The 24479-nt window shown below is 53.2% G+C and carries 24 protein-coding genes and 1 pseudogene; 4 read left to right on the forward strand and 21 right to left on the reverse strand.

The window, feature by feature from the left end; genetic code table 11:
• Positions 1 to 14: 14 nt before the first annotated feature.
• The 7 genes and pseudogenes from MHI24_RS08235 to MHI24_RS08265 form a co-directional block, all read right to left on the reverse strand.
• A pseudogene (locus tag MHI24_RS08235) lies at positions 15 to 219 on the reverse strand (peptide ABC transporter ATP-binding protein); the annotation flags it as partial.
• A gap of 4 nt (positions 220 to 223) precedes the next feature.
• Complete coding sequence (locus tag MHI24_RS08240) at positions 224 to 1171, reverse strand: ABC transporter permease (RefSeq protein ID WP_340025158.1); 948 nt, start codon at positions 1169 to 1171, stop codon at positions 224 to 226.
• Positions 1172 to 1174: 3 nt separating this feature from the next.
• Positions 1175 to 2107: an ABC transporter permease gene (locus MHI24_RS08245; protein ID WP_340026634.1), complete on the reverse strand. Its 933-nt coding sequence runs from the start codon at positions 2105 to 2107 to the stop codon at positions 1175 to 1177.
• A gap of 226 nt (positions 2108 to 2333) precedes the next feature.
• Positions 2334 to 4049 carry a peptide ABC transporter substrate-binding protein gene (locus MHI24_RS08250; protein ID WP_340025159.1) on the reverse strand — a complete coding sequence of 572 codons (1716 nt, stop codon included), beginning with the start codon at positions 4047 to 4049 and terminating at the stop codon, positions 2334 to 2336.
• A gap of 150 nt (positions 4050 to 4199) precedes the next feature.
• Positions 4200 to 4559 (reverse strand): DUF3397 domain-containing protein, encoded by a 360-nt coding sequence (locus MHI24_RS08255; RefSeq protein WP_340026635.1) that lies wholly within the window; start codon positions 4557 to 4559, stop codon positions 4200 to 4202.
• A 33-nt stretch (positions 4560 to 4592) separates the two neighbouring features.
• On the reverse strand, positions 4593 to 5573 hold the full coding sequence (locus MHI24_RS08260; protein ID WP_340025160.1) for a ketopantoate reductase family protein: 981 nt from the start codon (positions 5571 to 5573) through the stop codon (positions 4593 to 4595).
• A gap of 133 nt (positions 5574 to 5706) precedes the next feature.
• Positions 5707 to 6354, reverse strand: coding sequence for an RsfA family transcriptional regulator (locus tag MHI24_RS08265; RefSeq protein WP_340025161.1), 648 nt, complete (start codon positions 6352 to 6354; stop codon positions 5707 to 5709).
• Positions 6355 to 6697: 343 nt separating this feature from the next.
• Here MHI24_RS08265 and MHI24_RS08270 point away from each other — a divergent pair, with 343 nt between their 5' ends.
• Together MHI24_RS08270 and MHI24_RS08275 are read left to right on the forward strand one after the other, a co-directional pair.
• Positions 6698 to 6934, forward strand: coding sequence for a DUF2626 domain-containing protein (locus tag MHI24_RS08270; protein WP_340025162.1), 237 nt, complete (start codon positions 6698 to 6700; stop codon positions 6932 to 6934).
• A gap of 180 nt (positions 6935 to 7114) precedes the next feature.
• Positions 7115 to 8239: a hypothetical protein gene (locus MHI24_RS08275; protein ID WP_340025163.1), complete on the forward strand. Its 1125-nt coding sequence runs from the start codon at positions 7115 to 7117 to the stop codon at positions 8237 to 8239.
• Here the strand turns inward: MHI24_RS08275 and MHI24_RS08280 are convergent.
• Together MHI24_RS08280 and MHI24_RS08285 are read right to left on the reverse strand one after the other, a co-directional pair.
• Positions 8231 to 9463, reverse strand: a complete 1233-nt coding sequence (locus MHI24_RS08280) for an extracellular solute-binding protein (protein ID WP_340025164.1) — start codon at positions 9461 to 9463, stop codon at positions 8231 to 8233. The genes MHI24_RS08275 and MHI24_RS08280 overlap by 9 nt on opposite strands.
• Before the next feature lie 283 nt (positions 9464 to 9746).
• Positions 9747 to 11078 carry a PhoH family protein gene (locus tag MHI24_RS08285; RefSeq protein WP_340025165.1) on the reverse strand — a complete coding sequence of 444 codons (1332 nt, stop codon included), beginning with the start codon at positions 11076 to 11078 and terminating at the stop codon, positions 9747 to 9749.
• 106 nt (positions 11079 to 11184) lie between these two features.
• Here MHI24_RS08285 and MHI24_RS08290 point away from each other — a divergent pair, with 106 nt between their 5' ends.
• On the forward strand, positions 11185 to 11760 hold the full coding sequence (locus MHI24_RS08290) for a YhcN/YlaJ family sporulation lipoprotein (protein WP_340025167.1): 576 nt from the start codon (positions 11185 to 11187) through the stop codon (positions 11758 to 11760).
• A gap of 53 nt (positions 11761 to 11813) precedes the next feature.
• Here MHI24_RS08290 and MHI24_RS08295 read toward each other — a convergent pair whose 3' ends face one another.
• From MHI24_RS08295 to MHI24_RS08350, 12 genes are all read right to left on the reverse strand, one after another.
• Positions 11814 to 12266: a pyridoxamine 5'-phosphate oxidase family protein gene (locus MHI24_RS08295; RefSeq protein ID WP_340025168.1), complete on the reverse strand. Its 453-nt coding sequence runs from the start codon at positions 12264 to 12266 to the stop codon at positions 11814 to 11816.
• Positions 12267 to 12358: 92 nt separating this feature from the next.
• A complete protein-coding gene (locus MHI24_RS08300) occupies positions 12359 to 13471 on the reverse strand; it encodes an LCP family protein (protein WP_340025169.1) in 1113 nt (370 codons plus the stop codon).
• Positions 13472 to 13552: 81 nt separating this feature from the next.
• Positions 13553 to 13855, reverse strand: coding sequence for a YlaH-like family protein (locus MHI24_RS08305; RefSeq protein WP_340025170.1), 303 nt, complete (start codon positions 13853 to 13855; stop codon positions 13553 to 13555).
• Between the two features lie 157 nt (positions 13856 to 14012).
• Positions 14013 to 15857, reverse strand: a complete 1845-nt coding sequence (gene typA, locus MHI24_RS08310) for a translational GTPase TypA (RefSeq protein ID WP_340025171.1) — start codon at positions 15855 to 15857, stop codon at positions 14013 to 14015.
• Positions 15858 to 16075: 218 nt separating this feature from the next.
• Entirely contained in the window at positions 16076 to 16588 is a 513-nt protein-coding gene (locus tag MHI24_RS08315; RefSeq protein ID WP_340025172.1) for a hypothetical protein, read from the reverse strand.
• Between the two features lie 238 nt (positions 16589 to 16826).
• Entirely contained in the window at positions 16827 to 17486 is a 660-nt protein-coding gene (locus tag MHI24_RS08320; RefSeq protein WP_340025173.1) for a TerC family protein, read from the reverse strand.
• A 94-nt stretch (positions 17487 to 17580) separates the two neighbouring features.
• Positions 17581 to 18822 (reverse strand): tRNA uracil 4-sulfurtransferase ThiI, encoded by a 1242-nt coding sequence (gene thiI / locus MHI24_RS08325; RefSeq protein ID WP_340026636.1) that lies wholly within the window; start codon positions 18820 to 18822, stop codon positions 17581 to 17583.
• Between the two features lie 18 nt (positions 18823 to 18840).
• Entirely contained in the window at positions 18841 to 19992 is a 1152-nt protein-coding gene (locus MHI24_RS08330) for a cysteine desulfurase family protein (RefSeq protein ID WP_340025174.1), read from the reverse strand.
• Positions 19993 to 20108: 116 nt separating this feature from the next.
• Entirely contained in the window at positions 20109 to 20828 is a 720-nt protein-coding gene (locus tag MHI24_RS08335) for a lytic transglycosylase domain-containing protein (protein WP_340025175.1), read from the reverse strand.
• 193 nt (positions 20829 to 21021) lie between these two features.
• Positions 21022 to 21426 (reverse strand): hypothetical protein, encoded by a 405-nt coding sequence (locus tag MHI24_RS08340; RefSeq protein ID WP_340025176.1) that lies wholly within the window; start codon positions 21424 to 21426, stop codon positions 21022 to 21024.
• 10 nt (positions 21427 to 21436) lie between these two features.
• Positions 21437 to 21661 carry a DUF1540 domain-containing protein gene (locus MHI24_RS08345; protein WP_340025177.1) on the reverse strand — a complete coding sequence of 75 codons (225 nt, stop codon included), beginning with the start codon at positions 21659 to 21661 and terminating at the stop codon, positions 21437 to 21439.
• A gap of 194 nt (positions 21662 to 21855) precedes the next feature.
• Complete coding sequence (locus tag MHI24_RS08350; protein WP_340025178.1) at positions 21856 to 22353, reverse strand: YpuI family protein; 498 nt, start codon at positions 22351 to 22353, stop codon at positions 21856 to 21858.
• Positions 22354 to 22604: 251 nt separating this feature from the next.
• Here MHI24_RS08350 and MHI24_RS08355 point away from each other — a divergent pair, with 251 nt between their 5' ends.
• Positions 22605 to 24473, forward strand: coding sequence for a S8 family peptidase (locus tag MHI24_RS08355; RefSeq protein WP_340025179.1), 1869 nt, complete (start codon positions 22605 to 22607; stop codon positions 24471 to 24473).
• The last annotated feature ends 6 nt before the right edge of the window (positions 24474 to 24479 follow it).

Below are 24479 nucleotides of genomic sequence, written 5' to 3' on the forward strand. Positions count from 1 at the left end.
CTTCACCCGCAACATTCGTGGAGATATTGGTTAACGCGGGCCTCCGCATTGGACATGCCCACCAGCTTCAGCAGTTCAAGCCCTTCCGCTTCGGCCGCTGACATTTTCGATAGTTTGATCAAAACTTCGGTTTATCTGTTTCCCCACCTTCATGGTTGGGTTCAAAGAAGTCATCGGGTCTTGAAATATCATGCCAATATCTTTGCCGCGAATCGATTCTGTTCTACTTCTTCAGCTTAGGATCGAGCGCATCGCGCAGACCGTCACCAAAGATATTGAAGGACAGCATCGTTAAGCTGATCAGAATAGCCGGGAACAGGAAGCGCCACGGATAATACAGCCAGCCGGTCAGTGAGTCATTGATCATCGAACCGAGTGAAGCTACAGGAGCCTGTACACCGAGACCGAGGAAGCTCAGGAACGCTTCAGCAAAGATAGCATTCGGCACAGACAAGGTGATTGTTACGATAATAGGTCCTACCGCATTCGGCAAAAGATGCTTGAAGAGCAGCCGTTTGGACCCGGCACCCATCGAACGGGAGGCCAGTACAAATTCACGGTTCTTCAGCTGCATAATCTCCCCGCGGACAATCCAGGACATGGTAATCCAGCCCGTAATCGTCAGTGCCAGGATGATTGTACCGAGACTCGGCTCAAGCACGACCAGCAGCAGGATAACTACCAGCAGGTAAGGGATAGAGTAGAGGATTTCCGAAATCTTGTTCATGATATTGTCTACACGTCCGCCGAAGAAACCCATAATTCCACCGTAAATAACCCCGATGAAGAGGTCAATTGCAGCAGCGGCAAGGCCGACGATCAGCGAGATCCGCGCGCCGTACCAGGTGCGGACAAAGATGTCGCGTCCCAGATCATCAGTACCGAACCAGTGCTCGGATGAAGGGGGCTTATTGGTGGCAAGCAAATCGTTAGAGTAATAATTGAACTTGGAAAAGAACGGAGCAAAGATCGCTGCCAGTACGATCAGTCCAAGCACGCCCAGTGCGGTCATGGCCATTTTGTTCTGGCGCAGGCGCTCCCAGGAATCTCTCCAGGCGGACAGACTTTCGCGCTGAATGACCTCAGCCTGCCGTTCATCAATGCCGACTTTACGGAAATCATCAGGTGTCAGCTCCGCATGCTGCGGAACCAGATTTTTGTCAGAAGCCAATCGTTAGCCCTCCTTTCCGCCAGTTAGTTTGATACGCGGATCTACAAACACATACGCAATATCCGTGATGAAGCGTGCGACCATCAGCAGTACACCATAGAAGATAGTAATCCCCATAATGACGGTGTAATCGCGGACGCCAATGGCTTCAACAAACTGCTTGCCGATCCCGCCGACACCGAAGATTTGCTCGATAACAACCGAACCGGTTACGATGTTAGCTGTCATTGGTCCCATGTAGGTGACAACCGGCAGAATCCCGTTGCGCAGCACATGGCGGCTCAGAATCGCTGCCCAGCTGAGGCCCTTGGCCTTAGCCGTCTTGATATAGTCCGCATTCAGAACCTCCAGCATGCTGGAGCGCGTAAGCCTCGCTATGAAGGCTATCGGCTGCGCCGAGAGTGCGGCTACAGGCAGGAAGTAATACATCGGCCCCTTGAACCCGGAGACCGGGAACAGATGAAGCTTGTAGGCGAACACATATTGGAGCAGCGAGGCAACTACAAAGCTCGGAACCGCAATCCCCAGCACCGCCAGCACCATTGCTGCGCTATCAATAAACTTGCGGTGATAGAGTGCCGCCATCATGCCGAGGAAGACTCCGACAATAACCGACACAATAATTGCGACAACCCCCAGCTTCAGAGACGCCGAGAACGTTTGCCCGATCAAATGTGTTACATCCTGGTTCAGCCGCTTCATGGATACACCCAAATCACCCTGGGCGATTTCACCCAAATACTTGAAATACTGATGATAGAGCGGCTTGTCCAATCCATATTGCTCGTATAAACGCGCTTTAATTTCCGGTGGTACCTTCTTCTCAGCCGTAAACGGGTCCCCCGGAATAGCTTTCATCAGAAAAAAAGTCGCTGAAATCAGCACAAACAGCGAAACAAGCATATAGAAAAACTTATTGGCTACATAACGAACCATCCCCATCAACACCTCCTTTGACTTTTTTTAAGACACATAATTAGATTTTATGAAAAAATTGACCATTTGTCTAATTTCTTATTTTGTAAGCTCGTGAAATGTTTAACAATAGGCCTGAAATGCAAAAAAAAGGGATATATATGGAATTCCACATATATATCCCGAAGTGTAAAGCTACCTTCAGAAGATCACTATTCAGTTATTCAAACTGAAGGCTCTGTCAATCTTAGTGCTCAAGCAGGTAAGCACGGGTGAAGTCGATAGCACCGCTGAAGTCAAGAGTTACACCTTTGAGGTACTCTTTAGTCAGGGAGTTGTTGGTGTAGTAGTAGAACGGAATCAGGATCATGTCATCCTGAATGATCATTTTTTCGGCTTGAGCGAACAGCTCTTGACGTTTAGCCAGGTCGGAGCTTGTTTTCGCTTCTTGGATCAGCTTGTCATACTCAGGGTTAGCGTAACCAGTATCATTGTTACCGCCGCCTGTTACCCACATATCCAGGAAGGTCATTGGATCATTGTAATCCGCAGTCCAGCCTGCACGTGCGATCTGGTAGTTCAGGTTCTGACGGTTGTCGATGAATACAGCCCACTCCTGGTTCACAGTGTTTACAGTGATACCCAGAGCTTGTTTCCACATATCAGCTACAGCCAGAGCAATCTTCTTGTGGCCTTCACTTGTGTTGTAAGACAGTTCAATTGGAGGCAGTGAAGTCAGGCCTTCTTCAGCAAGACCTTCAGCCAGCAGCTTCTTAGCTTCTTCTGTATCTTCTTTGAAGTAATCGTCTTTGACAGCATTGCGGAATTCACCGTCAGCACCGGCGATACCAGGAGGTACGAAGCCGAATGCAGGCAGCTGTCCGCCCAGGGTTACATTGTCGATCAGAGCCTGACGGTTAACCGTCATAGCCAGAGCTTTACGGATTTTAACGTTGTCAAACGGTTTTTCAGTGATGTTGAATTCATAGTAGTAGGTACTTGCGATACCTTTTCTCTGGAATTCGTTAGGCAGTTCTTTCTGAACGATTGGAATCTGTTCCTGCGGAAGTTCACCATGCGGTGCGCCTGCACGGTCAAGCTCGCCGTTCTTGTAGCTCAGCAGTTCAGTTGCACCGCTGTTGATCAGGGAGAAGTCAATCTTGCTCAGCTTGATGTTAGCAGCATCCCAGTACTTGTCGTTCTTGCTTACTTGCAGGGATTGGCCGGTAGTCCACTCTGTCAGTGTGAATGCACCGTTAGTGATCATAGTGTCTTTGTTTGTAGCCCACTTCGGATTACCTTCAACGGACTTGTGTACAGGGTAGTACGTATAGAAGGACAGAAGTCCAAGGAAGTAAGGAGTTGGAGCCTTCAGCGTAACTTCAAGAGTCTTGGCATCTACAGCCTTAACGCCTACTTCATTGAAATCTGTAACTTTCTTAGTGTAGTATTCTTCACCATTCTTCAGGTAGTACAATTGATACGCATAAGGTGCAGTAGGGTCTGTGTTCGGATCAAGCACGATCTTCCATGCGCGGACGAAATCTGCAGCTTCTACCGGATCACCGTTGCTCCACTGTGCATCACGCAGGTGGAAGGTATATACCAGACCGTCAGCGGAAATATCCCACTTCTCGGCAATACCAGGCTCAGCCTGGCCAGTCTCATCATTCATGCGGGTCAAGCCTTCATACATGGTCTTCAGGACGGTGTTAGCCTGGCTGTCCTGAGCTTGCGCCGGGTCAAACGTAGGTGGTTCTGCAGTCAGGTTAACTCTGAGTGTCTGGTCAGCAGCCAGCTTCTCATCTCCTGATCCTGTGTTGGTGCTGCCCTCGGGTGCAGTCGTCGCCGCTGCATTGGTGCCGCTGTTGCCATTGTTCTTGTTGCCGCCGCAGCCTGCAAGCACTGTGCCGATAACCAAGACTAATGCCATCATGAGCAATAGACTTTTACTCTTCTTCATCTAGCAGTTCCCCCTAAATAGAATGTGGTATATGGTTTATGATTATACAACCAGTGGTCAAAAAAATCTAGAGCAATATTTTCTGAAAACGACTTTTTTTTAATTCTTTAAAATTTTGTGACGTTGACGCTTCACCGGAGCAGTGGAACGTTACATCGCTTGTGATATGTATTGAATGAGGCCTACAATCATAAATAATACGTAACCGGCACCCAAAAAGAAGAATGAAAGCCGCCAGACGGCACGGAGTAACCGTTGTCCGTCCACCTTTCCTTTGAGCCGGTTCTGGGCCCCTCCAATCAGCCCGGCGGATATTAATACAATTAATAGTATAAGAAAGAAGCCGAAGGTGGAGTCAAAAATAATATTGAACAGGCCTGAAACGGACAGCAGTAAAAATAAAGTAGTTACGTCCATCGCCAGCATCATTGTTTTTCTCCTGTCCTGATTCAGCCCCATTCCCGCGAAATATACAATCAAAAAAGGAACAATCGGAATAACGCTTAACACGCCGAACGAATTCCGGAGAAATTCCAAACAGCCTCACCCCTCCCTCACAGTCATGCCTTCTACCAGACCGCAGATCCAGCGGTGCAGCGGAGCGTCAATACCCTGCCGCCGTCCCATTTCCACAATGCTTCCGTTAATCCAGCGGATCTCCGTCTCCCTTGCCGCCAGCACATCGGCCAGCATAGAGGAAATATTCCCCGAGGTTGCCCGGCACACTTCCTGGACGGCATCCCACAGCTGAGGTCCGGCAGGAATCCCGCAGGCCCCATAAATCCCGGCTGCCTCTGCATACAGCTCCTTCATCAGCTGCACACGTTCGCGTGACTCCAGCAATTCGCCGTTTCGGACCCGCCAAATAGCGGTCAGGGGATTAATGACAGCATTGATCATGAGCTTCCGGTAAATGATGGTATCCACTTCTTTCGACAGAGAGGCGGTAAATCCTGCTGCATTCAGAGCTTCTATGAAACTTATTATTGCGGCGGGCCAAGAATTCTGCTGATTTCTGTCAAGCCCGTCCGCGGATTGGCTGCTCTTACCTATAGATATTTCCCCATCACCGGCATGAATAACCTCTGTTAATGTTTTCCTCTTGGCCGCCTCCGTCGTTACCGCCGCCCAGATACCGGATTCCGGCAGCAGCTCCTGAAGCAGCTCAAGATGTCCGCGGCCGTTCTGGAACCCGATCACATGAAGCTTCTGCCGGCCAAGCGGCCTCAGAATGTGAGGAAGCTCTTCATGCAGCACCTTTTGTTTGACCGTAATCAGGGTGATATCCCCGGGCAGTGCCAGTTGCTGCTGCGCATACGCTGTTACCGGTCCGGCAGAGAAGCTGCCGCCGGCCGCTGATATAGACGCTCTGCCGTCTTCATAGCTGACCGTCAGCCCGTCTTCTGTTAAAGCCCGGCTCTGCCGCTCACTCCGGCACCAGATCCGTATGGTAGCTCCCCCGCGAATCAGCCTGCCGGCAAGCAGCAGGCCCAGAGAGCCCGCACCTATTATATCGATTATCATGTCCGTACTGCCTCCTGCTGCCCTCCAATAATTTTCCTAATTATATCCTGCCTGTCCGCTCAAAAGCAAAACAAAAAACCCTGCAAAGCCGGGCAAAATTGCACCGCCTGCAGGGCTGCTGGGAGTGAATCTTCTATTCGATCCGCTCCAGGTTTCCATTTGCGTCCATTTTAAATCGGGTCTTCTCTTCATCCTCTTCATTGAGAAAAGCCAATCTGCGGGCACGGTCCATAATCTGGATTAGTGCCTTGTAATCGTCATTGACCACACGGTAATCGCTCTGGGCGAGATTCACTTCCTTGGATAAACGTTCATTCTCCACTCTTAGCTCAGCCAGCTCATCTTCCTTCTCGCGCAAATCCCGCTCCAGCATCTTAAGCTGGCGGCCGGCCTCCTGGAAGGTGCCCTTCCACTGTCTCAAAAACCGGATTACTGCATCGATGGACAGGCTGTTCTCGCCTATGCCCTCACTGCGGCTGTAGTCTTCTTCAAGGTCACCAAGAACAAGTCCGGCCACCTGCGCCCCCCGGGATGCGGGCTGTTTCTTCAGATAACTCCGTTTCTGCCGCTGGCTTTTGGCAATCCCAATGGCATCCTCATAGCTTTTGCGGACACAGCTGTTCCAGCGGAACCCGCAGGCTGCGGAGGTTCTGCCAATTTTTTCACCCACCTCTTCAAAAGCAGCAAGCTGTGTGCTGCCTTCCCGGATATGACGCAGTGTGATTTCTGCCAATATCAGATCATCTTCCGCACTCCAAGCATCCTGTCTAACGGCTGTCATAAAGCCTAACCCTCCTAACAACATCTTGAAATAACCATCTTCAGAACCGGCAGCTCTGCCGGGTAGTGAATAGGATAAAAGCTGCTTACTCCATTTCTATGCCTCTATTAGAGTTCATAGAATCTATTTGATACTAATTTGTATTTCCAAATTGTCCGCACCTCATACTACCTTTGCTATAATTTCTCTCTTCCCGAGAGAATGGCTTGTGTCAATTATAAAAATCATAATTTATAAAAATTTCTGTAATTTTTTTGATGAATTCGTTTACAGTGTTTTGCAGAGCCGCTATAATGATTGATAAGAGCTGTAGCCGGATTCATACTGGAAGGGGGACCCTCTCTTGGACCGCATGTTTCGTGTATTGGGCTTTTTCACACTTGCCATAGGACTTATGGCTTTTGCCGGAGATCTTACGGAGATGGCGCTGTTGTTCTTTTTGCAGACCGCTTTTTTTGTGATTCTGGGCTACATGAAATTTACCGAAAGAACCTATATCCTGCTGTTCTGGGGATACATGATTGTAACGTTCACAGGCTTCAGCTACTGGACGATCTTCGAGATGGGCTTGCCGCTGTAAGGTTTAAATACGCATATTATAGTAACAAAACGGAAAGTTCTCCCTGTCCCGGAGAGCCTCTCCGTTTTTTTGTTTGCAGAATTGTAGTTCTCCCGGGGCTAAAACAGGGTATGATATTTTAACAGGCTGAATCATAAGCTTAGTACATACCTGTCTAACTCTGTCCAAGGTGGTGGTGTGGTGTTATTCCGTAAATCCTTACGCCGGTTATTTGCAGCATTACTCATTCTCATCTGCATCCTTGGCCAGCCAGCCTCTACGGTATACCTGTCTGCCGGTTCTGTGTCCGGCGCTTCTCCGCCCCCCATGCCGGATAATGAAGAGACCCGCAGACTGCTGGAGCAGACGCTATCCTCGGCGGAAATTGAACGTGAGATTGCCCGGATTACGGCAGAGCAGCAGACGCTTGAGGCCAAGGTTGCCGGGCTGGAGCAGCAGGCCGCAGCCAAACAAGCGGGTATCGCTGAGACGCGGGAGCGTGCAGGTGCCGTAGTGCGGGCTTATTATATGGGCGAGCGGGACGGTCTGCTGGCAGCCTTCCTCTCCGCCAAAAGCATCAGCAGAGTTCTTGCTCTAGTGGATTATTATGAAATCATTATGGGGCAGGACCGCCGTACACTCACGGAATATGAGACGCAATACAAGGACTTGAACAGCACGCTCACAGCAGCCCAGCGCAGCAGCAGCGAACTTGAAGAACTCAAAACAGCACTAGAGCAGCAGCAGAAGCGTGTGCTTGCACTGAATGAAGAGATTGAAGGCGGGATTCAGTCCAGCACCGACCCTGCGAGTATGCAACGCCTGCTGGAGGAGTTCGGCAAGTATTGGGAGAATATCGGGCTGCATGAGGTGAAGAAATACTTCAAAGCGCTGGCTTCTGCCATGAAGCATCTGCCGGAGTACGTTCAAGGCCGTGACGGCGTGCTGGTCCGCAAGGGGATGACTTACAATCTGGCGCTGTCGGAGGAGGATCTCAATAGCTTCCTGGTCTCGCAGAATACGCTGTTCCAGGATTTCCGGTTTGTGTTCAAGGACAATTCAATTACAGCTACCGGTAAAAGCGGGGGGTTATCGCTGGCGCTGACCGGCCACTATACCATTCAAGAGAAGCCGGTCAACGGCTTGATGTTCCATGTGGATGATGTTGTATTCAACGGTCTGAAGCTGCCGGATACGACCCGCCAGGCCCTGGAGGAGGAGTTCGATCTGGGCTTCTATCCGTCCAGAATCGTATCGTTCCTGCAGGCCACAGAGGTATCCAGCACTGAGGGGATGCTCCATGTGAAGCTGTCGCTCTCATTCTGAGGAAGCGCTGACCGCCGCTTCATACCCGGCAGCGTCCAGCTTGCCCGTAAGTAAGCCAAGCGCAGCTTCCGCCCTGGCCTTCCACCCACCCTCCGAGCCTGCCCGGGGGGCGTTCCCTTCTGCCAGGAACCATCCGGCCGGAACGGGCAGATGCTCCATCTCCGGCAGCTCCGAACGGTACAGCTCATCCAGCGCAGGCAGGCGGTCTGTATTCTTCAGCCATTCCAGCTGGGCACTGCGGGAAGTGACATACGCCAGCCACCGGACGGCTGCTTCCGGATTCCCGGCTTGTGCCGGCAAGGCAAAGAAGCGGCTGTTAATCATCTCATACCCTGCCTTCCCCTCCTGCTTCCCCGGCGCCTGCACCGCCAGCGTCGAATTCCCGTGCGCCTTCCATTCGGAGAGCGGCACGGCAGCCACAGCAAGCTTCCCATCCTGCAGCAGCTCCCAGATATTCGCGTTATAGCGGCTGGTCAGATAAAAATCACTGCGGGCCGCCTCCAGCCACTGCGCCTGCGCCAGTCCGGCGGACTGCAGCCCGCTGCCCATACTCTGCAGCACAGCGGCTATACCATAAGGGTTCCGCGTATCGACCGACAGCAGGTATGTATCCTTTCCGGGTTCATTCTTCAATTGTGCCAGCAGTGTATTCCACTGCTCCAGACTGGCCGGCGCTGCCGGCAAGCCCAGTCCGGCGAGCCGCTGCGGGGAATAGACCAGCACGTAAGGGTCGATATCCAGCGGCACCCCCCAGTTATATCCGTTCCACTGCATCTGCGGAATCAGCATCGCCAGCGGCGTAGTGCCCGGTGCGCTCTGATAGATATCTACAGGCAGCAGATACCCGCGGGATGCCAGGTCGTAGATGCTGTGTCCGTCAAGCATGACAATATCGGGACTGGCCCCGACCGTTAATTCCTGCCGTACCTTCGTGGCCTCGTCCTCTGTCCCTGTATTCTTCAGCTCCACGCTGACCCCGGTAGATAAGGAATAATTCTTGCTGATCTGTTCCAGAACACTGAAATCGCTGCTGTTCAGGGAGACACGGATCGTCAGGCTCTGAATCTCGCCTGCTTCACCCGAAGGAGGACGCTCCGACTGGTCGGGCGGCTGTCTTGGCGGATAAGTGCCGCCATCTGTATCCAGCTCCATGCTTGGCGACAGGCTCGTCAGCGCAAGAAGCAGAACGGCAAACAGCAGCCAGTAATTTTTGCGTTTCAGCACAGGCTCTCTCTCCTTCGGCAGTTTCTTCTCTCCCATTTTAGCAGACCCGGGCGGGCTTGTCTGCGACTAGTGAAACCGTTCTCTTTATAATAGAAGGAAACGGCGGGGCGGGAATACCTGAGGAACATGCAGCAAGCTGGCGGTAGCCGCACCTCCGGTGCTGTCGCCTTATTGCTTCAGTTAACCACAGCCAACTCCCTTCCCGCCGTAAGGGGGCAGGCAGACAAAAGCCGGGAGTGGTTAGCTCCCGGCTGGATTACAAAGCTTGAAAAGCGTTTAGCGGTTACAGCAGATCCGCAGCCAGCTGGGCCAGATGCGAACGCTCACCCTTCTCAAGTGTGATATGTCCGCTGATGCCCTGCTGCTTGAACTTCTCCACGATATAGCTCAACCCGTTGCTTGCAGCATCCAGATACGGATGGTCGATCTGCTCGGGGTCGCCCATCAGGATGACCTTGCTGCCTTCACCGGCGCGGGAGACGATGGTCTTCACCTCGTGGCGCGACAGGTTCTGCGCTTCATCGATAATGATGAATTGCGACGGGATGGAGCGTCCGCGGATATAGGTCAGCGCCTCCACCTGGATGCTTCCCAGGCCCATCAATATTTTATCGATATCTCCAGCCTTCTTCGTATCAAACAGGAATTCCAGATTGTCATAGATGGGCTGCATCCACGGACGGAGCTTCTCATCCTTCTCTCCCGGCAAATATCCGATATCCTTACCCATCGGAACAACCGGGCGGGCAATCAGCAGCTTCTTGTATTTATGCTCATCCTCTACCTTGAACAGTCCGGCAGCCAGCGCCAGCAGCGTCTTGCCGGTACCGGCCTTGCCTGTAATGGTTACGAGCGGAATGTCATCATTCAGCAGCAGTTCAAGCGCCATCCGCTGCTGGGCGTTTCTTGCACTGATTCCCCATACGGCATCGTTGCCGAGATACAGCGGCTCAAGCTTCGTAGCATCGCTGTTCACCTTGAGCAGGGCGGACTTGCCGCTGCCCATCTCATCCTTCACGATCGCGAATTCATGCGGATACAGCGGATAAGACAAGGCCAGCTGCTTCAGATTCAGGAAACGGTGGCTGTAATATTCATCAATCAGCGAAGGATGAACCATCAGCGACTGGCAGCCGGAGTAGAGCTCATTGAGGTCTCCGGTGCGGTCTGACAGGTAATCCTCCGGGGTTATGCCAAGCACATCCGCTTTGATACGGACGAGTACATCTTTACTGACAAGTACCACAGGACGGGGTTCCGCCTTCTCATTCTCCTCGTGGAGATAATTGAGCGCTACAGCCAATATCCGGTTGTCGTTGGAGACCTCGCCGAACATTTCCTGCACCTTAACGAAGCTGCGGTGGTTCAGCTCCACCTTCAGCGTGCCTCCATGCTCCAGCACCACACCGCTGTGCAGGTGGCCCTGCTCGCGGAGACCGTCGAGCAATCGTGACACGGTTCGGGCGTTGCGGCCGATTTCATCGGCATTACGCTTTTTGGAGTCGATTTCTTCCAGGACTACAGCAGGAATGACCACTTCATTCGCCTTGAAAGCAAAAATCGAATTGGGATCGTGCAGCAGCACGTTGGTGTCCAGTACGAATATCTTTTTCATGTTATCCCCTCCACAGCGCCTGGTTTGATTGGTCATACATAACTCTATTCAGCAAGGGCAAGCTAAGGTTAACTACAGATGCTTAGGCTGAAAGGAGTACGCACATATGAGAAAATCAATGTGTCTGCTAATGGTACTGCTGCTGCTGACAAGCTGCGGTATCGCTAATAAAGAGACATCACCCTCTCCTCAGGATAAACAATCAGCTGGCACTTTAAACAGCCAGGGGAACAGCGGGGTGCAGACCTTGTCGGACGATGGCAGGACGGACCTTGAGCCTGGAGCCGGGCCGGTACAACCTTCAGACGCAGGGGGCAAAAGTGATGTTGCACTTAAGGATCATTTTGAACAATTGGCCCTGAGAGTTCCCGGTGTGAACGGCGCCCACTGTGTTGTGATTAACAACCTGGCTGTGGTCGGCATTGATGTCGACGGCGCCCTTACCCGTTCCCGGGTCGGAAGCGTGAAATATTCGGTGGCGGAAGCCATCCGCAAGGACCCGAAAGGGATGAGAGTGCTGGTCACCGCCGATATGGATCTGAACAGCAGGCTGGCCGAGATGGGCAAGCACATAGGCAAGGGACATCCGGTATCCGGGTTCGCCTCAGAGATGGCTGATATTATCGGCCGGATTATTCCCCAGCTGCCGGAGGATATCGAGCCTCAGGGCAATACAAGGTAGCTCATAACCTCCCATGAAGTGATTTCAGGGACACAAAAAGCCTAGTGCTGTCACTAGGCTTTTTGCATGGCGGCAAACACTTGTCCGTCCAGCTTCTCAGCTGCACGCGCATCGTATACCTTCGCATATTTCGGAGCAGATTCCAGATGGGCGCCATAGAACAGCGCATTGCGGACTGCTTCAATCTCCACATCAAAACAGCACATCTTAAAAGGCACATCCGGCAGCGGGTCAAGCCTGACCGCGGCATGGCCGTTGATCGCATGAACCGTACCCTCGCCAAACACAGTTACCGTCACCCGTGGGTTCACCTTCATGTTGTTCACCAGTCTGGAGCGGTGGTCTATCGCCAGCCGCACCACAGAGGGACTCACGGCATAGATCCAGGAAATCGCCGTCGATGTAGGGCCGCCGGATTCAGCATCCACTGTGTTAAGCAGAACAAACGTTTCCGACTGCAGCATAGCTAGCAGAGTTTCATTGAGCTGAGCAACGGCTTCGGACATAGGAACAGGCCCCCTAGGACGCATGATACATTCAATTTATTATATTATAGCACAGGACAAAACTTGCATTCAATTTACGGATTGTCCGCGGATCAAGGCTGTCCGGAGGCGGCGGAGGCGGATTGTGCAGGCACGCCGGACAGGCGGTTCTGCAGGCTCTGCTTGGCTGCTGACAGCTCCTTATCGTTAATATACACATAAGGGCTGCGCCAGGTTCCGGTTACCGGGACATATTCGATATTCTCCTTCGGAATGTCCCAATAAGTGGCGATCAGGCTCTTGATCTGCGCATTTTCAATATCACTTTCGAGATTATCATCTACCGCATCCAGCACCCGGCCGATCTTCAGCACCCCGCCCAGGGACTGCATTTGCGAGACCAGGGAGGTTAGGACCTCATTTTGCCGTTTGTTGCGTTCAAAATCGTCTGAAGGCTTCGTAGCCGGCTTACAGTTGGATTTGCGGTACCGTACATAGTCCAGCGCCTTGTCACCGTCCAACTGGGCCTGGCCCTTCTTGAGATTAATGTCCGTGCCGTCCACACTGTCTGTGTAGCACATATTGGCGCTGATATTGACGTCTACTCCGCCGAACTCATCCACGATATCCCGGAAGCCCTGGAAATCCAGCACGGTCGTGTAATCGACGTCAATCCCGAGATATTTCCCCATCATCTTCTTCATCTGATCCTTGGCAAGTACGCCGGATTCCTTCTCCTTGCTCTTGAAGCGGGAGTAAAAGGCATTGATCTTTGTCCTCTTGTAGCCGTCCAGCTCAACGTAGGTATCACGGGGTAAGGATACTACGGTAGCAGACTTGGTCTCCGGGTTCAGTGCCGCGACCATGATGACATCGGTCAGATTGGACGGATGCTTCGGACGGTTATCCGTTCCCAGCAGCAGGATGCTTAGCGGCTTCTCGGAGGCAGAGTGCCCCGCCTGAACCGGCTGGTCCACGCCGAAGCCTCCCTGATCCACCTTCCAGTATAAATATCCTGCGTATCCCAGCCCTGCGAGCACGGCAACCAGCGTAATGGTCAGCAGCAGCCGGGTCAGCCGGGCGAAGAACCCGCGTTTCTTAGGTTTTTTCTTGGAGCTTTTTGAACTTGTATTCGTTTTGGCAGCAGCTCTTGGCTGCTGCCTGTGATTGGTGCTTACCGGCCGCCCGTTCTTCCGGGGCGGCAGACTGCCCTTGCTTGTATTCATAATTGATCTGATTCCTTTGCATTCAGGTAGTATCGTATAACATCTAATCAATTAGACGACTCTACCCGCAGAAAGTTGCGCCTACGGCCGTTTCTCGGCATTGACAGCCGCAGCCTTCCGCTTCTGGCGGGCCTCCGCCAGGTAGCGTACCCGCACGAGCAGCATCAGTCCGACCGCTACGAGCAGGCACTGGATAATCGGCAGCTTGTCATGCTGGAAAATCAGCAGCATGCCTGAGCCTGCCGCCATCATCAGATAGAGCACAATCTCTTTACCGAGGGACAGCTTCTGATTGACGCGGAATACGCGGTTATACACATACGTCAGCAGTACGAAAATGACAATGTAAGCGATAATTGGATGTTCAGCGAACCAGCTCTGCATAGCCCGTTACTCCTCCCGGATCATAGTATCGCTTACATTATACCATCCGCAGCGGATTTGTACCGCAATGAATCCCTGCAATTTGAAAGATCCGCTGCCGGGCCGGAGGCAGCAAAAAGCCGCCGGGGTACTTGTACCCGGCGGCTGGAATGGATTATTAAGCCTGGCTGGCTTGCGCAGCCTTACGCTGTTTCTCTGCACGCTCGCGCTCGCCCTTGTTCAGGATCTTTTTGCGCAGACGGACAGATTTTGGAGTAATCTCACAATATTCATCATCATTCAAGTACTCCAGTGCGCCTTCGAGTGAGAACAAGCGCGGAGTTTTCATCTTGACCGTTTCATCTTTGGTAGCCGAGCGCACGTTAGTCAGCGCCTTCTCCTTGCAGATGTTAACGATGATGTCGTTATCACGGGTATGCTCGCCCACGATCATACCTTCATAAATATCCGTACCCGGCTCCAGGAACAGGATTCCGCGGTCTTCTACACCCATCATGCCATAGAAGGTGGAGGTTCCGGTCTCACTGGACACCAATACGCCCTGATGACGTCCGCCAACCTGTCCGCCAATCAGCTTCGCATAGCTGTCGAAGGCATGGTTCATTACACCATAGCCGCGGGTCAGCGTCAGGAAGTGGGTGTTATAGCCGATCAGGCCGCGTGCCGGAATCAGGAATTCCAGACGAACCTGGCCGGTGCCGTGGTTAATCATGTTCACCATCTCGGCTTTGCGTGTGCCCAGACTTTCCATAACAGCGCCCATGCTCTCTTCAGGGACATCAATCATCAGACGCTCAAGCGGCTCCATTTTGACGCCGTCGACTTCTTTGACGATAACCTCAGGCTTCGATACTTGCAGCTCGAACCCTTCACGGCGCATATTCTCGATCAGAATCCCCAGGTGAAGCTCACCACGGCCTGATACGATGAACGCGTCCGGAGAATCCGTCTCATCCACACGCAGGCTGACATCGGTCTCCAGCTCTTTGAACAGACGCTCACGCAGCTTGCGGGAGGTCACCCATTTGCCTTCCTTACCGGCGAACGGACTGTTGTTCACGAGGAAGGTCATTTGCATGGTCGGCTCATCGATCTTCAGTACCGGCAGCGCCTCAGGATGCTGCGGATCAGCAATCGTCTCACCGATGTTGATGTCCTTGATTCCGGCAATGGCCACGATGTCGCCTGCACCGGCTTCTTCTGTCTCTACACGCTTCAGCCCCTGGAAGCCGAACAGCTTCTCAATCCGGGCCGTCTTGCTCTTGCCGTCACGCATAATAACTGTCACGGACTGGCCTTGCTTAATGATACCGCGGTTTACACGGCCAATGGCGATACGGCCCAGGTATTCATTGTAGTCCATCAAGGTTACCAGGAACTGCAGCGGCTCTTCCACCTTCTCAGTTGGAGCAGGGATATGTTCAACGATTGTTTCGTACAATGCAAGCATGTTGTCATCCTGCTTCTCGGCGTCCATGCTCGAGGTGCCGTTCAGGGCAGAAGCATAGACAACCGGGAATTCGAGCTGGTCATCATTGGCTTCAAGCTCAATGAACAGGTCCAGCACTTCATCAATAACTTCCTTCGGACGTGCAGCCGGACGGTCAATCTTGTTGACCACAACGATAGGCGTCAGGTTCTGCTCCAGCGCCTTACGCAGAACGAACTTGGTCTGCGGCATACAGCCTTCATAGGCATCAACCACGAGCAGTACGCCGTCAACCATCTTCATGATCCGCTCTACTTCGCCGCCGAAGTCGGCGTGTCCAGGGGTATCTACGATGTTGATCAGGAACTCTTTATAGGTAATTGCTGTATTTTTGGCAAGGATCGTAATTCCGCGTTCCCGCTCCAGGTCGTTACTGTCCATAGCCCGCTCCTGCAGGTGCTCGTGCGCGCTGAAGATGCCGGATTGCTGGAGAAGCTGATCGACGAGTGTTGTTTTACCATGGTCAACGTGGGCAATGATCGCAATGTTGCGGATATCTTTTCTTGAATGCATGATTTGTATCCAAATCCTCTCATTTATCAAATTGAAAATGTTCAAATTTATAGCATGTCACGGCAGTCTCACAAAAGAAGCGCCAGGCAGAAAGCCGACGCTCCAACATTCCTTAATAGTATAGTGAAAGTACTATGAAAAGCAAGTATTTTTCTGAAAAAAACGTTGCCAACTGCGCTTAATTTTGCTAAATCGGCCTTAGAACTGAATTCTGAAGGTTACCAGCCGCCATTCCACTTGTTCCGGCTTCCCCGTCTGCCTCTTCCCAGCATCAGCCAGAGTCCCGCAGCCACCAGCACCGCACCGAGCAGATAGAGCGCTCCGGTCCCCATTGAGGTGAAGAAGAACAGCACTATACTGAGCAAGCCAAGAATCACAGCGGTGGACGTCAAACCGCCGGAGCGGGGTGATGCATAGAACGAATATTCATATAATCCGACAGCAATCCCCAGCAGCAGCACAGGCCATAAGTGCCTCATAAGCCCCCAGCCCCAGGTGTTACACAATCCGAAGAGCAGGCCGTACACCGTCAGTATGCCCGCAGGGACAAGTACAGATGCAGAAGCGCGGCGGGTGAAAAAGAGCACATGCAGAATCAGTCCGGGAATCAGCAGAATGAGCGGCCATAAGGCGCGGCCAAGAAAACCGAATACCCCCAGCTTGCCTAATAAAATAACCAGGCCGGCGGCAGCGATAAACACACCCAGTTTCATGTCATTTTTGGAAGACATCTTTCACCTATCCCTTCACAATTCGTGTCTTTTCACTGGCCCTTGTCTCATTACACGGACAAATTCGGCGACAGGATTCCCTTTTATTTTATCTGATTGGCGGATAAAACACCATCCTTCATCTCACAACCTGGAACGCAGCGGCAGCTTTGCCGGGTGTTCAGGATCATCTATAAAAGCAAAAAAGACTGCGCTCCCGCCTTCCGGCAGGTGCTACAGCCTTTATTATTGCCGCGTATTAACCCGCAGATACGGACCTGCGCTTGAGCATCCCGGTAACGACAACGATAATTCCCAGCAGAAGCGGCAGCATGGAATGAAGCGTTGGCAGCAGGAAGGAAATGACCGGGCCGAATTTGGCATCCTGCAGCAGCATATTGCCCGCCGTGTAGGCCAGGATGTAAGCCCCAATGAACACCAGCACGGGAAAACGGTGCAGCCAGCCCACAATAATACCGCTCCCCCACACTACAATCGGAATGCTGATGGCAATCCCGATCACGATGAGGGCCAGATCCCCTTTGGCCAGTCCCGCAATCGCCAGCACATTGTCGAGGCTCATCACGAAATCTGCCAGTAAAATGGTCCGCACCGACTTCCAGACGCTTGCGCTTCCTTCGATCCGCAGCTCCCCCTCTTCCTCCAGCAGCAGCTTGAAAGCAATCCAGAGCAGCAGAACTGCCCCTCCGGCTTCAATGTAGGGGATCTTGAGCAGCAGCACGGCAGCAAACGTCAGCATACAGCGCAGCGCCACCGCTCCGGCAGCTCCCCACCAGACGGCCAGCTTCCTGTTCTTCTCAGGGAGATTCTTGCTGGCCATCGCAATGACCATCGCGTTATCCCCGCTGAGAACCAGATTAATCATTAATATTTCGCCAAGCAGCAGTAAAGAATCCATCCGTTCTCTCTCCTCCCCGAACTCCATGTACTACATGTATGTCGGGGAGTGACAAGCTATGCTACCTGTCCGGATTTTTGTGAGGCTGCCCGGCTTAGAACCATTCTTCCCGAACCTCTGCCTGGACCGGAACCAGATCGGCCGGCTTCTCATTGCCGTATGGGGTAATCCGCACTGTCTCTGTTCCGGCAACCGCTGCATCCAGCAGCGACTGATATCCGGGCAGGGTAGCTTCAATCTTGTTCACGATCCGCAGATTCGGATTCGTGGTCGGAGACTTGGGAATGAACAGCGTACAGCAATCCTCATAAGGAAGGATGGACAAGTCATAGGTGCCAATGCGCTGGGACAGCTCCACAATCTCGCTCTTATCCATCATCACCAGCGGACGCAGCAGAGGCAGGTCCGTAGCCCGGCCAATCACGTTCATGCTCGGCAGCGTCTGGCTGGCGACCTGGCCCAGGCTGTCACCGGTGACCAGGGCAAGCGCCCCTTCCCGCTCAGCGAGCACAGTAGCAATCCGCAGCATCGCCCGGCGCATCAGCGTAATAATCAGATTATCCTGCCCGATCCCGCTGAAGGAGGTCTGCACCTCCGTGAACGGCACCAGATGCAGCGTAATTTCCCCGGCATACCCGGACAGGACCCGCGTCAAATCTACAACCTTCTGCCGGGCCAGCTCACTGGTATACGGATAGCTGTAGAAATGAACGCATTCCACCGCAAGCCCTCTGCGCATCGCCGACCAGCCTGCTACCGGACTGTCGATCCCGCCTGACAGCAGCAGCATGGCTTTGCCGTTCGTGCCCAGCGGGAAGCCGCCGACACCCTCAATCTGCTCACAGAAAATATAGGTCTGACCTTCACGGATCTCGATCTTCAGCTCCAGATCCGGTGACTTCACATCCACGAGCAGACCCGGATAGCCTTGAAGCAGCGGAGAAGCAATCAGCTTGTTCATTTCTATGGAGCCATGGGGAAAGTCCTTCCACACCCGGCGGACGCTGACCTTGAACCGGCTTCCCGCCGGTGGAGCAATCTTATGGAGCAGGGACCGGCTGACTCCCAGAATATCCTCGAGCTCGGAGCGGGCAACCTTCACCGGGCTGATCGAAGCTATCCCGAACACCTTCTTCAGCGCCTCCGCGAGTTCGGCTGCCGGCTCCCCGTTCAGCTCCACGTAGATCCGGCCGAATTCCCGGCTCAGCTTCACCTGCGGATACGGCTTGACCATTTCCTTTACATGACGGAATACGGTTTTTTCAAACCGGCTGCGGTTTTTGCCCTTCAGGGTGAATTCCCCGAAGCGCAGCAGGAGCATATCCGCGTACCCCATATCTGTTGTTGTCATTCGTTACTTCATGCCTCCTTCTGCGATCTTCAGAGCCTGGACCGCTGCAATCAGCGCCTGCTCTAATTCCGTAACATCCTGCGGTGTATGGCTGTCCCCCAGGCTGATTCTTATACCGCCCAGCGCGGCGGCCGCATCCCTGCCCATAGACAGCAGCACCCGGCTTGGCTCCGCCAGGCGCGAGGAACACGCTGACCGCGTGGAGACGGCCATGCCCAGCTCCTCCAGCTTACGGGCCATCACTTCCCCCTTCATCCCGGGGTAAGAGAAATGCACAATATGCGGCGCTCCGTCCGCCCGGCTGTTCAGCACCAGTTCTGGAATGCCTGCGACCACAGCTTCCAGCCGCTTCTTAAGCGGAGCAACGCGGTTCACGAATTCTTGCCGCTGTTCCCCGCTCATCCGCACCGCCTTGGCAGAGGCGACAATCCCCGGCACGTTCTCGGTTCCGGCGCGGTGCTGCTGCTCCTGTGAGCCTCCGCTGAGCAGCGGAAACAGCGTGACTCCTTCCCGGACGTAGAGGATTCCCGTTCCACGCGGCCCGCGCAGCTTATGCGCAGACAGGCTGTACAGATCGGCCTGCCAGCCCTTCAGATCCACCTCAAGCTTGCCATAGCCCTGCACGCCATCCACATGAAACAGGGTGCGGCTGTTCACCGCCTTGACCTGCCGTCCGATCTCCCGAAGCGGCTGGACCGTGCCAATCTCATTATTCACATGCATGACACTGACCAGCACCGTGTCCGGCCGGACCGCAGCCGCGATCCTGGACGGATCGACCACACCCTCACTGTCCGGTGAGATCCAGGTTACCTCCCAGCCCAGCTTCTGCAGCTGAAGACAGCTCTCGTAGACCGAAGGGTGCTCCAGCTCCGTAGTAATCAGATGCCGTCCTCTGCCCTGAAGCTGCAATGCCGCCCCTTTTATCGCCAGATTATTGCTCTCTGTGGCTCCAGAGGTGAATATAATTTCCTGAGGCAGCACGCCCAGCGCAGCAGCACATACTTCCCGCGCCCGTCTGATCAGCCCGTTCGCCGTTTCTCCCGCACGGTGCAGGGACGAAGGATTGGCGAAGTGCGTTCTCATGACCTGTTCCAGCGTCTGCACGACCTCTTCATAAGGAGGAGCAGCCGCAGCATAATCCCAATACAGCATATATCGGCGTTCTCCTTTGCATATCGCGGAATGTATAGTCGTATTGTTGCAAAAAGGACCAAACGGCTGCCCCCGCCTTCAAGCGGCTGGTGCAGAACTCCGTCTGATCCTTTATATTATAGCGCGTATTGTGCCCGTGCGCGTTCTATTTTGGCAATATAGTTCTGTGTTTCCTTCGGCAGCGCGGTAAGATTCGCCATCAGCTCTGCGTCATTGCTGACGCCCAGCTTGTTCACCCGGCCCGGTCCGGCGTTATACGCGGCCAGTGCCATCTTCTCCTGCCCGTCATACCGCTTGAGCTGGTAAGAGAGATACCGCACCCCGCCGTCTATGCTCTGCGCCGGATCGAACGGATCAGATACTCCCAGTCCATTCGCTGTCCCGTCCATCAACTGCATCAGCCCCTTGGCTCCTGCAGAGGAGACGACATTCGGGTTAAAAGAGGATTCTGTGTCGATTACAGCCTTGATCAGGTCAACCGGCACGCCATATTTCGCACTGGCTGTCTGGATCAGCTGCTCATAATCGGTTGGCACCGTCTGCGTTATTTCCCCGGAAATGCCTGCTGCAACTTCAGATGTTCCGCCTAACTGCTGCCATAACAGATTAGGGGGTGAAGAAACATCCGCTATCGCAACGGCAGCTCCTATACGGCTGCCTGCTGGAACAGATGCCGGTTGAGAGGCCTGCTGCAGCATGGCAGTGAATTCTGCCGATGACGAGCCGCTGACTCCTGGCGGGACCTTAGTGCTGTCAGCCTTGTTGCTTGAACTTCTGAGATCCACCCATTTCAGCTGACCATACGCTGAAGCGGCTGCGGCGGCATCCATCGCCATACTTCCATTCCCTCTTTCCTGAATCATACTTTATATGGTATCGCATTACATTCTATTAAAATTTGAAATTCGGATTCATTTTACTATTAATCCGTAGCAATTACTAGCTGCCAAGCCCAAAAAACAGACCTCAGACCTGCAACTTTAGGTCTGAGAGCCTGTTTGAGAAACCAGCGGTGCGGAATCACTTGCTCTAACGGGCAAAAGGAATCAGGACAAAATAACTCAAGGCAGATATAATGCCCAGGCCCATTGACCAGGCGCCGGCTGTTTTTTGCCCCTTGGCATAAGCATAATACCCTAATACGACAGCGATCGGACCCATAATAATGGACCAGACGAATAATGACACCACACCGAAGCCCAGGCCGATGTAGCCGATGGTCCGGTCTTCCGCTTCCTTCACGCTGTCCCTTGTGTGCACCTCACCGTCTTCCCTGCTGCTAATGACCTCCCCACGAACCGGCGTGATCTCAGCAGCATATTCCTCCGAATGGCTTCTGTCCCGGCGGGGGTAATCCACTCTGCTGCGGGGACGCAGAACGACCTTACGGCGGGCTGAACGGTCCACTTTAGGTTCATCCTTCGGATTGTCCATAAGCCCTCCTTCAGTCGTTCGGCTTGAACGTCAGACAACAGGTTGCTGAAGAAGATCCGGCATGGTCATGATGATTGCCTGCCGCTGTCAGCTCTTCGGCATATTCTTCCTTATAATGGCTGCCGGAATGCTTGTCGATCTCAATTACAATTTCGTCGGCGCGGCACAGGTTCTGTTCTCCCCAATAATGACAGTTGCTTACACTGCATCTCACAAGCGGTTTGGCGTTTGCCATAATCATCACCTCGGCTTGTATTATGCCCCCTGTGACGACCGGTATTCGTGCAAAAAATAACCCCACAAAGTGGGGCTTTAGTGTAGGTGATGACTCAGGTACTTTGCGGGGACCCCATAACATATAAATTCACCTATCAAAAAAGACCAGGCATCATCCTAAGATGACATCTGGTCTTACGCAGAATCTGCTTGCTATACCTGGTTCTGCATCCGTTTCTCTGTCAAATAATCATTCTCGTAATAGGTGAGATCATCACGCAGCTCTTCGTATACCTTGGTAATATCCATAATGATGTCGCGTGCCGGACGGACAGGCTTCTTGCGGAAGCGGATGGCATCCTGCCCGGTGTAGGCGTAGCGTCCATCCTCCGAATAGCTCTCATTCTTGGGATAGAAGAAGTTATTGACTCCGAGATGATATACGTTATATAGCGCTTTATGCGCGAAGGCTTCATCAAAGGTTGCGCGGCGCAGAGCAAGCCCGAGCTTCTCATAGGACATTTCCGAGAACACCAGCAGATGGCGGAGATCGGACAGGAAGCCCTGATAGAAGTGCAGCGTTTCTTCATCCTCTTCGGTAACCAGTTGCGGGAGTGCATGTTCGTTCAGGAACAGCTCCATTTTTACGATTACGGATTTCAGTTTTTCTCTCGTCGATTCACACAATTTCTGCAGATTGGCTGCTGACATGGCGGTTGCTCCCCCTTATTGTTCCCTGCTTTGGTAGTCGTTAACGACAGCTGGACATTTCAGTTGTACTCTCTTGATAGTATCACAAAATCTCTTATGCCTCCACCCGGAACGGGACAAGCTTCAGAAGGCGCTTACTTTCTGATATTAACATAAATCCAAGGACGGCGGTATCCTTTTCTGCAATGCATAAATCCGGTGCTCTCTTCTAACCCTAACAGGGATGATAAAGCGATGAAGGAGCGGTACTCATGTCACGTAAAAATCTAACCGTCGCCGGTCTGGTCACTGCCGCATTCACTGTACTGCTGCTGATCTTTGCCCTGCGGCCGGAAACCGCAAGTACACTCAAGCCCGCCTCTGTCCCTAATCCCGCTCAGGAGAAAATACTCAAAAAATCCGCTCTTGTTCAGGATGTGACTGCCACCGATAAGCTCAACCGGGTGGATGTGGGTAGGCACTTAAACGCTCTGCTCGTTCACGCCCACGGTGCTTCCCCTGAGGATATATCAGCATATGCCGCCAGCCTGCAGCAGGGACACGGGCATATCACCATGCTGATGCTGGTGGATTTCCGTACTCACAAGACGACTACGTATAAATCCTCACTTCCTGAAGGCACCGACCGGGAGAACGCACAGATGCTTAAGTACCTCAAGACGGCCAAATCAGCCATCCGCGGGCACCAGTCCTACGAATCCCCTTCGTTTATCATCGGCAGCAGGAAGTATTACTTCGTTGCCCGGCGTGATCAGGAGGGACAGCTTGGTGTGATCGCGCTGATTAACCAGAAGATTCTGGACAAGGTTGCGGAGCATCAGCTGAAGAACCTGCGGCTGATTCCCTATCCGAAGGAAGGCAAATACCGCATTGAGTCAGTCCACGCCGATACGCTGCAGGATATCACGGTCAAGACAGGACATGACAATGAGAAGGCCAGCCATTTTTACGAGAATGAGATTGTAGTCCGCTTCCCGAACGGGCATCCCACGCCGGCCCAGCTTCAGACCATCACCGCCGACATCCGCTGCAAGCAGCCGCGTAAGCTGGGGTATGCCTATATTTTCCGCTCGGACAAAATGAACTATTCCCAGCTCAAAACGTACTTCAACTACAAATGGCATCCGCTGTACGAAGAGCCTCACTATATGTACTTAACCAATGATACGGTCAGCGAAAATGCCGGAGTGAATGTCATTACGCCCAATGACCTGCTTTTCTCCACCTACCAGTGGAACCTTCCGGCCATTGAAGCCGGGCAGGGCTGGAATCTGTCCAGAGGCAGCAAGGACGTGACGGTGGCTGTGGTTGATACCGGCGTCCAGGCTAATCATCCCGACCTGAAGGGGCGGCTGTTAACCGGATATAATGCGATTGCCAGCGGGGGAGCGCCGGATGATGATGTCGGGCATGGCACCCATGTTGCCGGGATTATCGGGGCCCTAACGAATAATCAGGAGGGGGTCGCCGGCATCAGCTGGTACAACAAGGTCCTTCCGGTCAAAGCGCTCGATAACTCCGGGGCGGGCACCACCTACTCCGTAGCCGAGGGCATTATCTGGGCCGCCGACCAGGGCGCCAAGGTGATTAATCTCAGTCTCGGCAACTATGCCGATTCACAGTTCCTGCATGATGCCATTAAATATGCCTATGACCGCGACGTGGTGATTGTCTCCGCAGCCGGAAATGACAACACCGAGCGTCCCGGCTATCCCGCAGCTTACGAAGAGGTCATTGCCGTTGCCGCCACCAACGCCTCCGGGGAACGGGCCTCCTTCTCCAACTACGGTGACTACATCGATATAACGGCCCCGGGAGAGAGCATTGCCAGTACGTATCCCGGCAGCCAGTATGCAGCATTATCCGGCACCTCCATGGCCAGCCCGCATGTGGCGGCGGTGGCCGGGCTGGTTCGCTCGCTCAATCCGGCGCTGACCAATAAGGAGGTTACCGAGCTGCTTACCTCAAATGCCGTGGACCTGGGCGCTCCCGGGCATGACAAATATTACGGCTGGGGCCAGGTGGATATCTACCGCACGCTGCAGGCGGCTGGCGGCGGAGAGGTTCCGCTGCAGCTATTCCCGCAGCATGTCGGGAAGCAGCTGAGATCGATGCCGTAACCGTCA

This window comes from Paenibacillus sp. FSL K6-1096, assembly GCF_037977055.1.
Classification (GTDB): Bacteria; Bacillota; Bacilli; order Paenibacillales; family Paenibacillaceae; genus Paenibacillus_AQ.

Excerpts from the sequence above, each read along its gene's own strand:
- MHI24_RS08260 (WP_340025160.1), bottom strand. The coding sequence starts at position 5,573 with ATGATAATCGATATAATAGGTGCGGGCTCTCTGGGCCTGCTGCTTGCC.
- MHI24_RS08355 (WP_340025179.1), top strand. The coding sequence starts at position 22,605 with ATGTCACGTAAAAATCTAACCGTCGCCGGTCTGGTCACTGCCGCATTC.
- MHI24_RS08295 (WP_340025168.1), bottom strand. The coding sequence starts at position 12,266 with ATGTCCGAAGCCGTTGCTCAGCTCAATGAAACTCTGCTAGCTATGCTG.
- thiI (WP_340026636.1), bottom strand. The coding sequence starts at position 18,822 with ATGGGGTACGCGGATATGCTCCTGCTGCGCTTCGGGGAATTCACCCTG.
- MHI24_RS08340 (WP_340025176.1), bottom strand. The coding sequence starts at position 21,426 with ATGGACAATCCGAAGGATGAACCTAAAGTGGACCGTTCAGCCCGCCGT.
- MHI24_RS08335 (WP_340025175.1), bottom strand. The coding sequence starts at position 20,828 with ATGGCGATGGATGCCGCCGCAGCCGCTTCAGCGTATGGTCAGCTGAAA.
- MHI24_RS08250 (WP_340025159.1), bottom strand. The coding sequence starts at position 4,049 with ATGAAGAAGAGTAAAAGTCTATTGCTCATGATGGCATTAGTCTTGGTT.
- MHI24_RS08330 (WP_340025174.1), bottom strand. The coding sequence starts at position 19,992 with ATGCTGTATTGGGATTATGCTGCGGCTGCTCCTCCTTATGAAGAGGTC.
- typA (WP_340025171.1), bottom strand. The coding sequence starts at position 15,857 with ATGCATTCAAGAAAAGATATCCGCAACATTGCGATCATTGCCCACGTT.
- MHI24_RS08290 (WP_340025167.1), top strand. The coding sequence starts at position 11,185 with ATGAGAAAATCAATGTGTCTGCTAATGGTACTGCTGCTGCTGACAAGC.
- MHI24_RS08320 (WP_340025173.1), bottom strand. The coding sequence starts at position 17,486 with ATGGATTCTTTACTGCTGCTTGGCGAAATATTAATGATTAATCTGGTT.
- MHI24_RS08345 (WP_340025177.1), bottom strand. The coding sequence starts at position 21,661 with ATGGCAAACGCCAAACCGCTTGTGAGATGCAGTGTAAGCAACTGTCAT.
- MHI24_RS08245 (WP_340026634.1), bottom strand. The coding sequence starts at position 2,107 with ATGGTTCGTTATGTAGCCAATAAGTTTTTCTATATGCTTGTTTCGCTG.
- MHI24_RS08315 (WP_340025172.1), bottom strand. The coding sequence starts at position 16,588 with ATGTCTTCCAAAAATGACATGAAACTGGGTGTGTTTATCGCTGCCGCC.
- MHI24_RS08305 (WP_340025170.1), bottom strand. The coding sequence starts at position 13,855 with ATGCAGAGCTGGTTCGCTGAACATCCAATTATCGCTTACATTGTCATT.
- MHI24_RS08265 (WP_340025161.1), bottom strand. The coding sequence starts at position 6,354 with ATGACAGCCGTTAGACAGGATGCTTGGAGTGCGGAAGATGATCTGATA.
- MHI24_RS08285 (WP_340025165.1), bottom strand. The coding sequence starts at position 11,078 with ATGAAAAAGATATTCGTACTGGACACCAACGTGCTGCTGCACGATCCC.
- MHI24_RS08300 (WP_340025169.1), bottom strand. The coding sequence starts at position 13,471 with ATGAATACAAGCAAGGGCAGTCTGCCGCCCCGGAAGAACGGGCGGCCG.
- MHI24_RS08350 (WP_340025178.1), bottom strand. The coding sequence starts at position 22,353 with ATGTCAGCAGCCAATCTGCAGAAATTGTGTGAATCGACGAGAGAAAAA.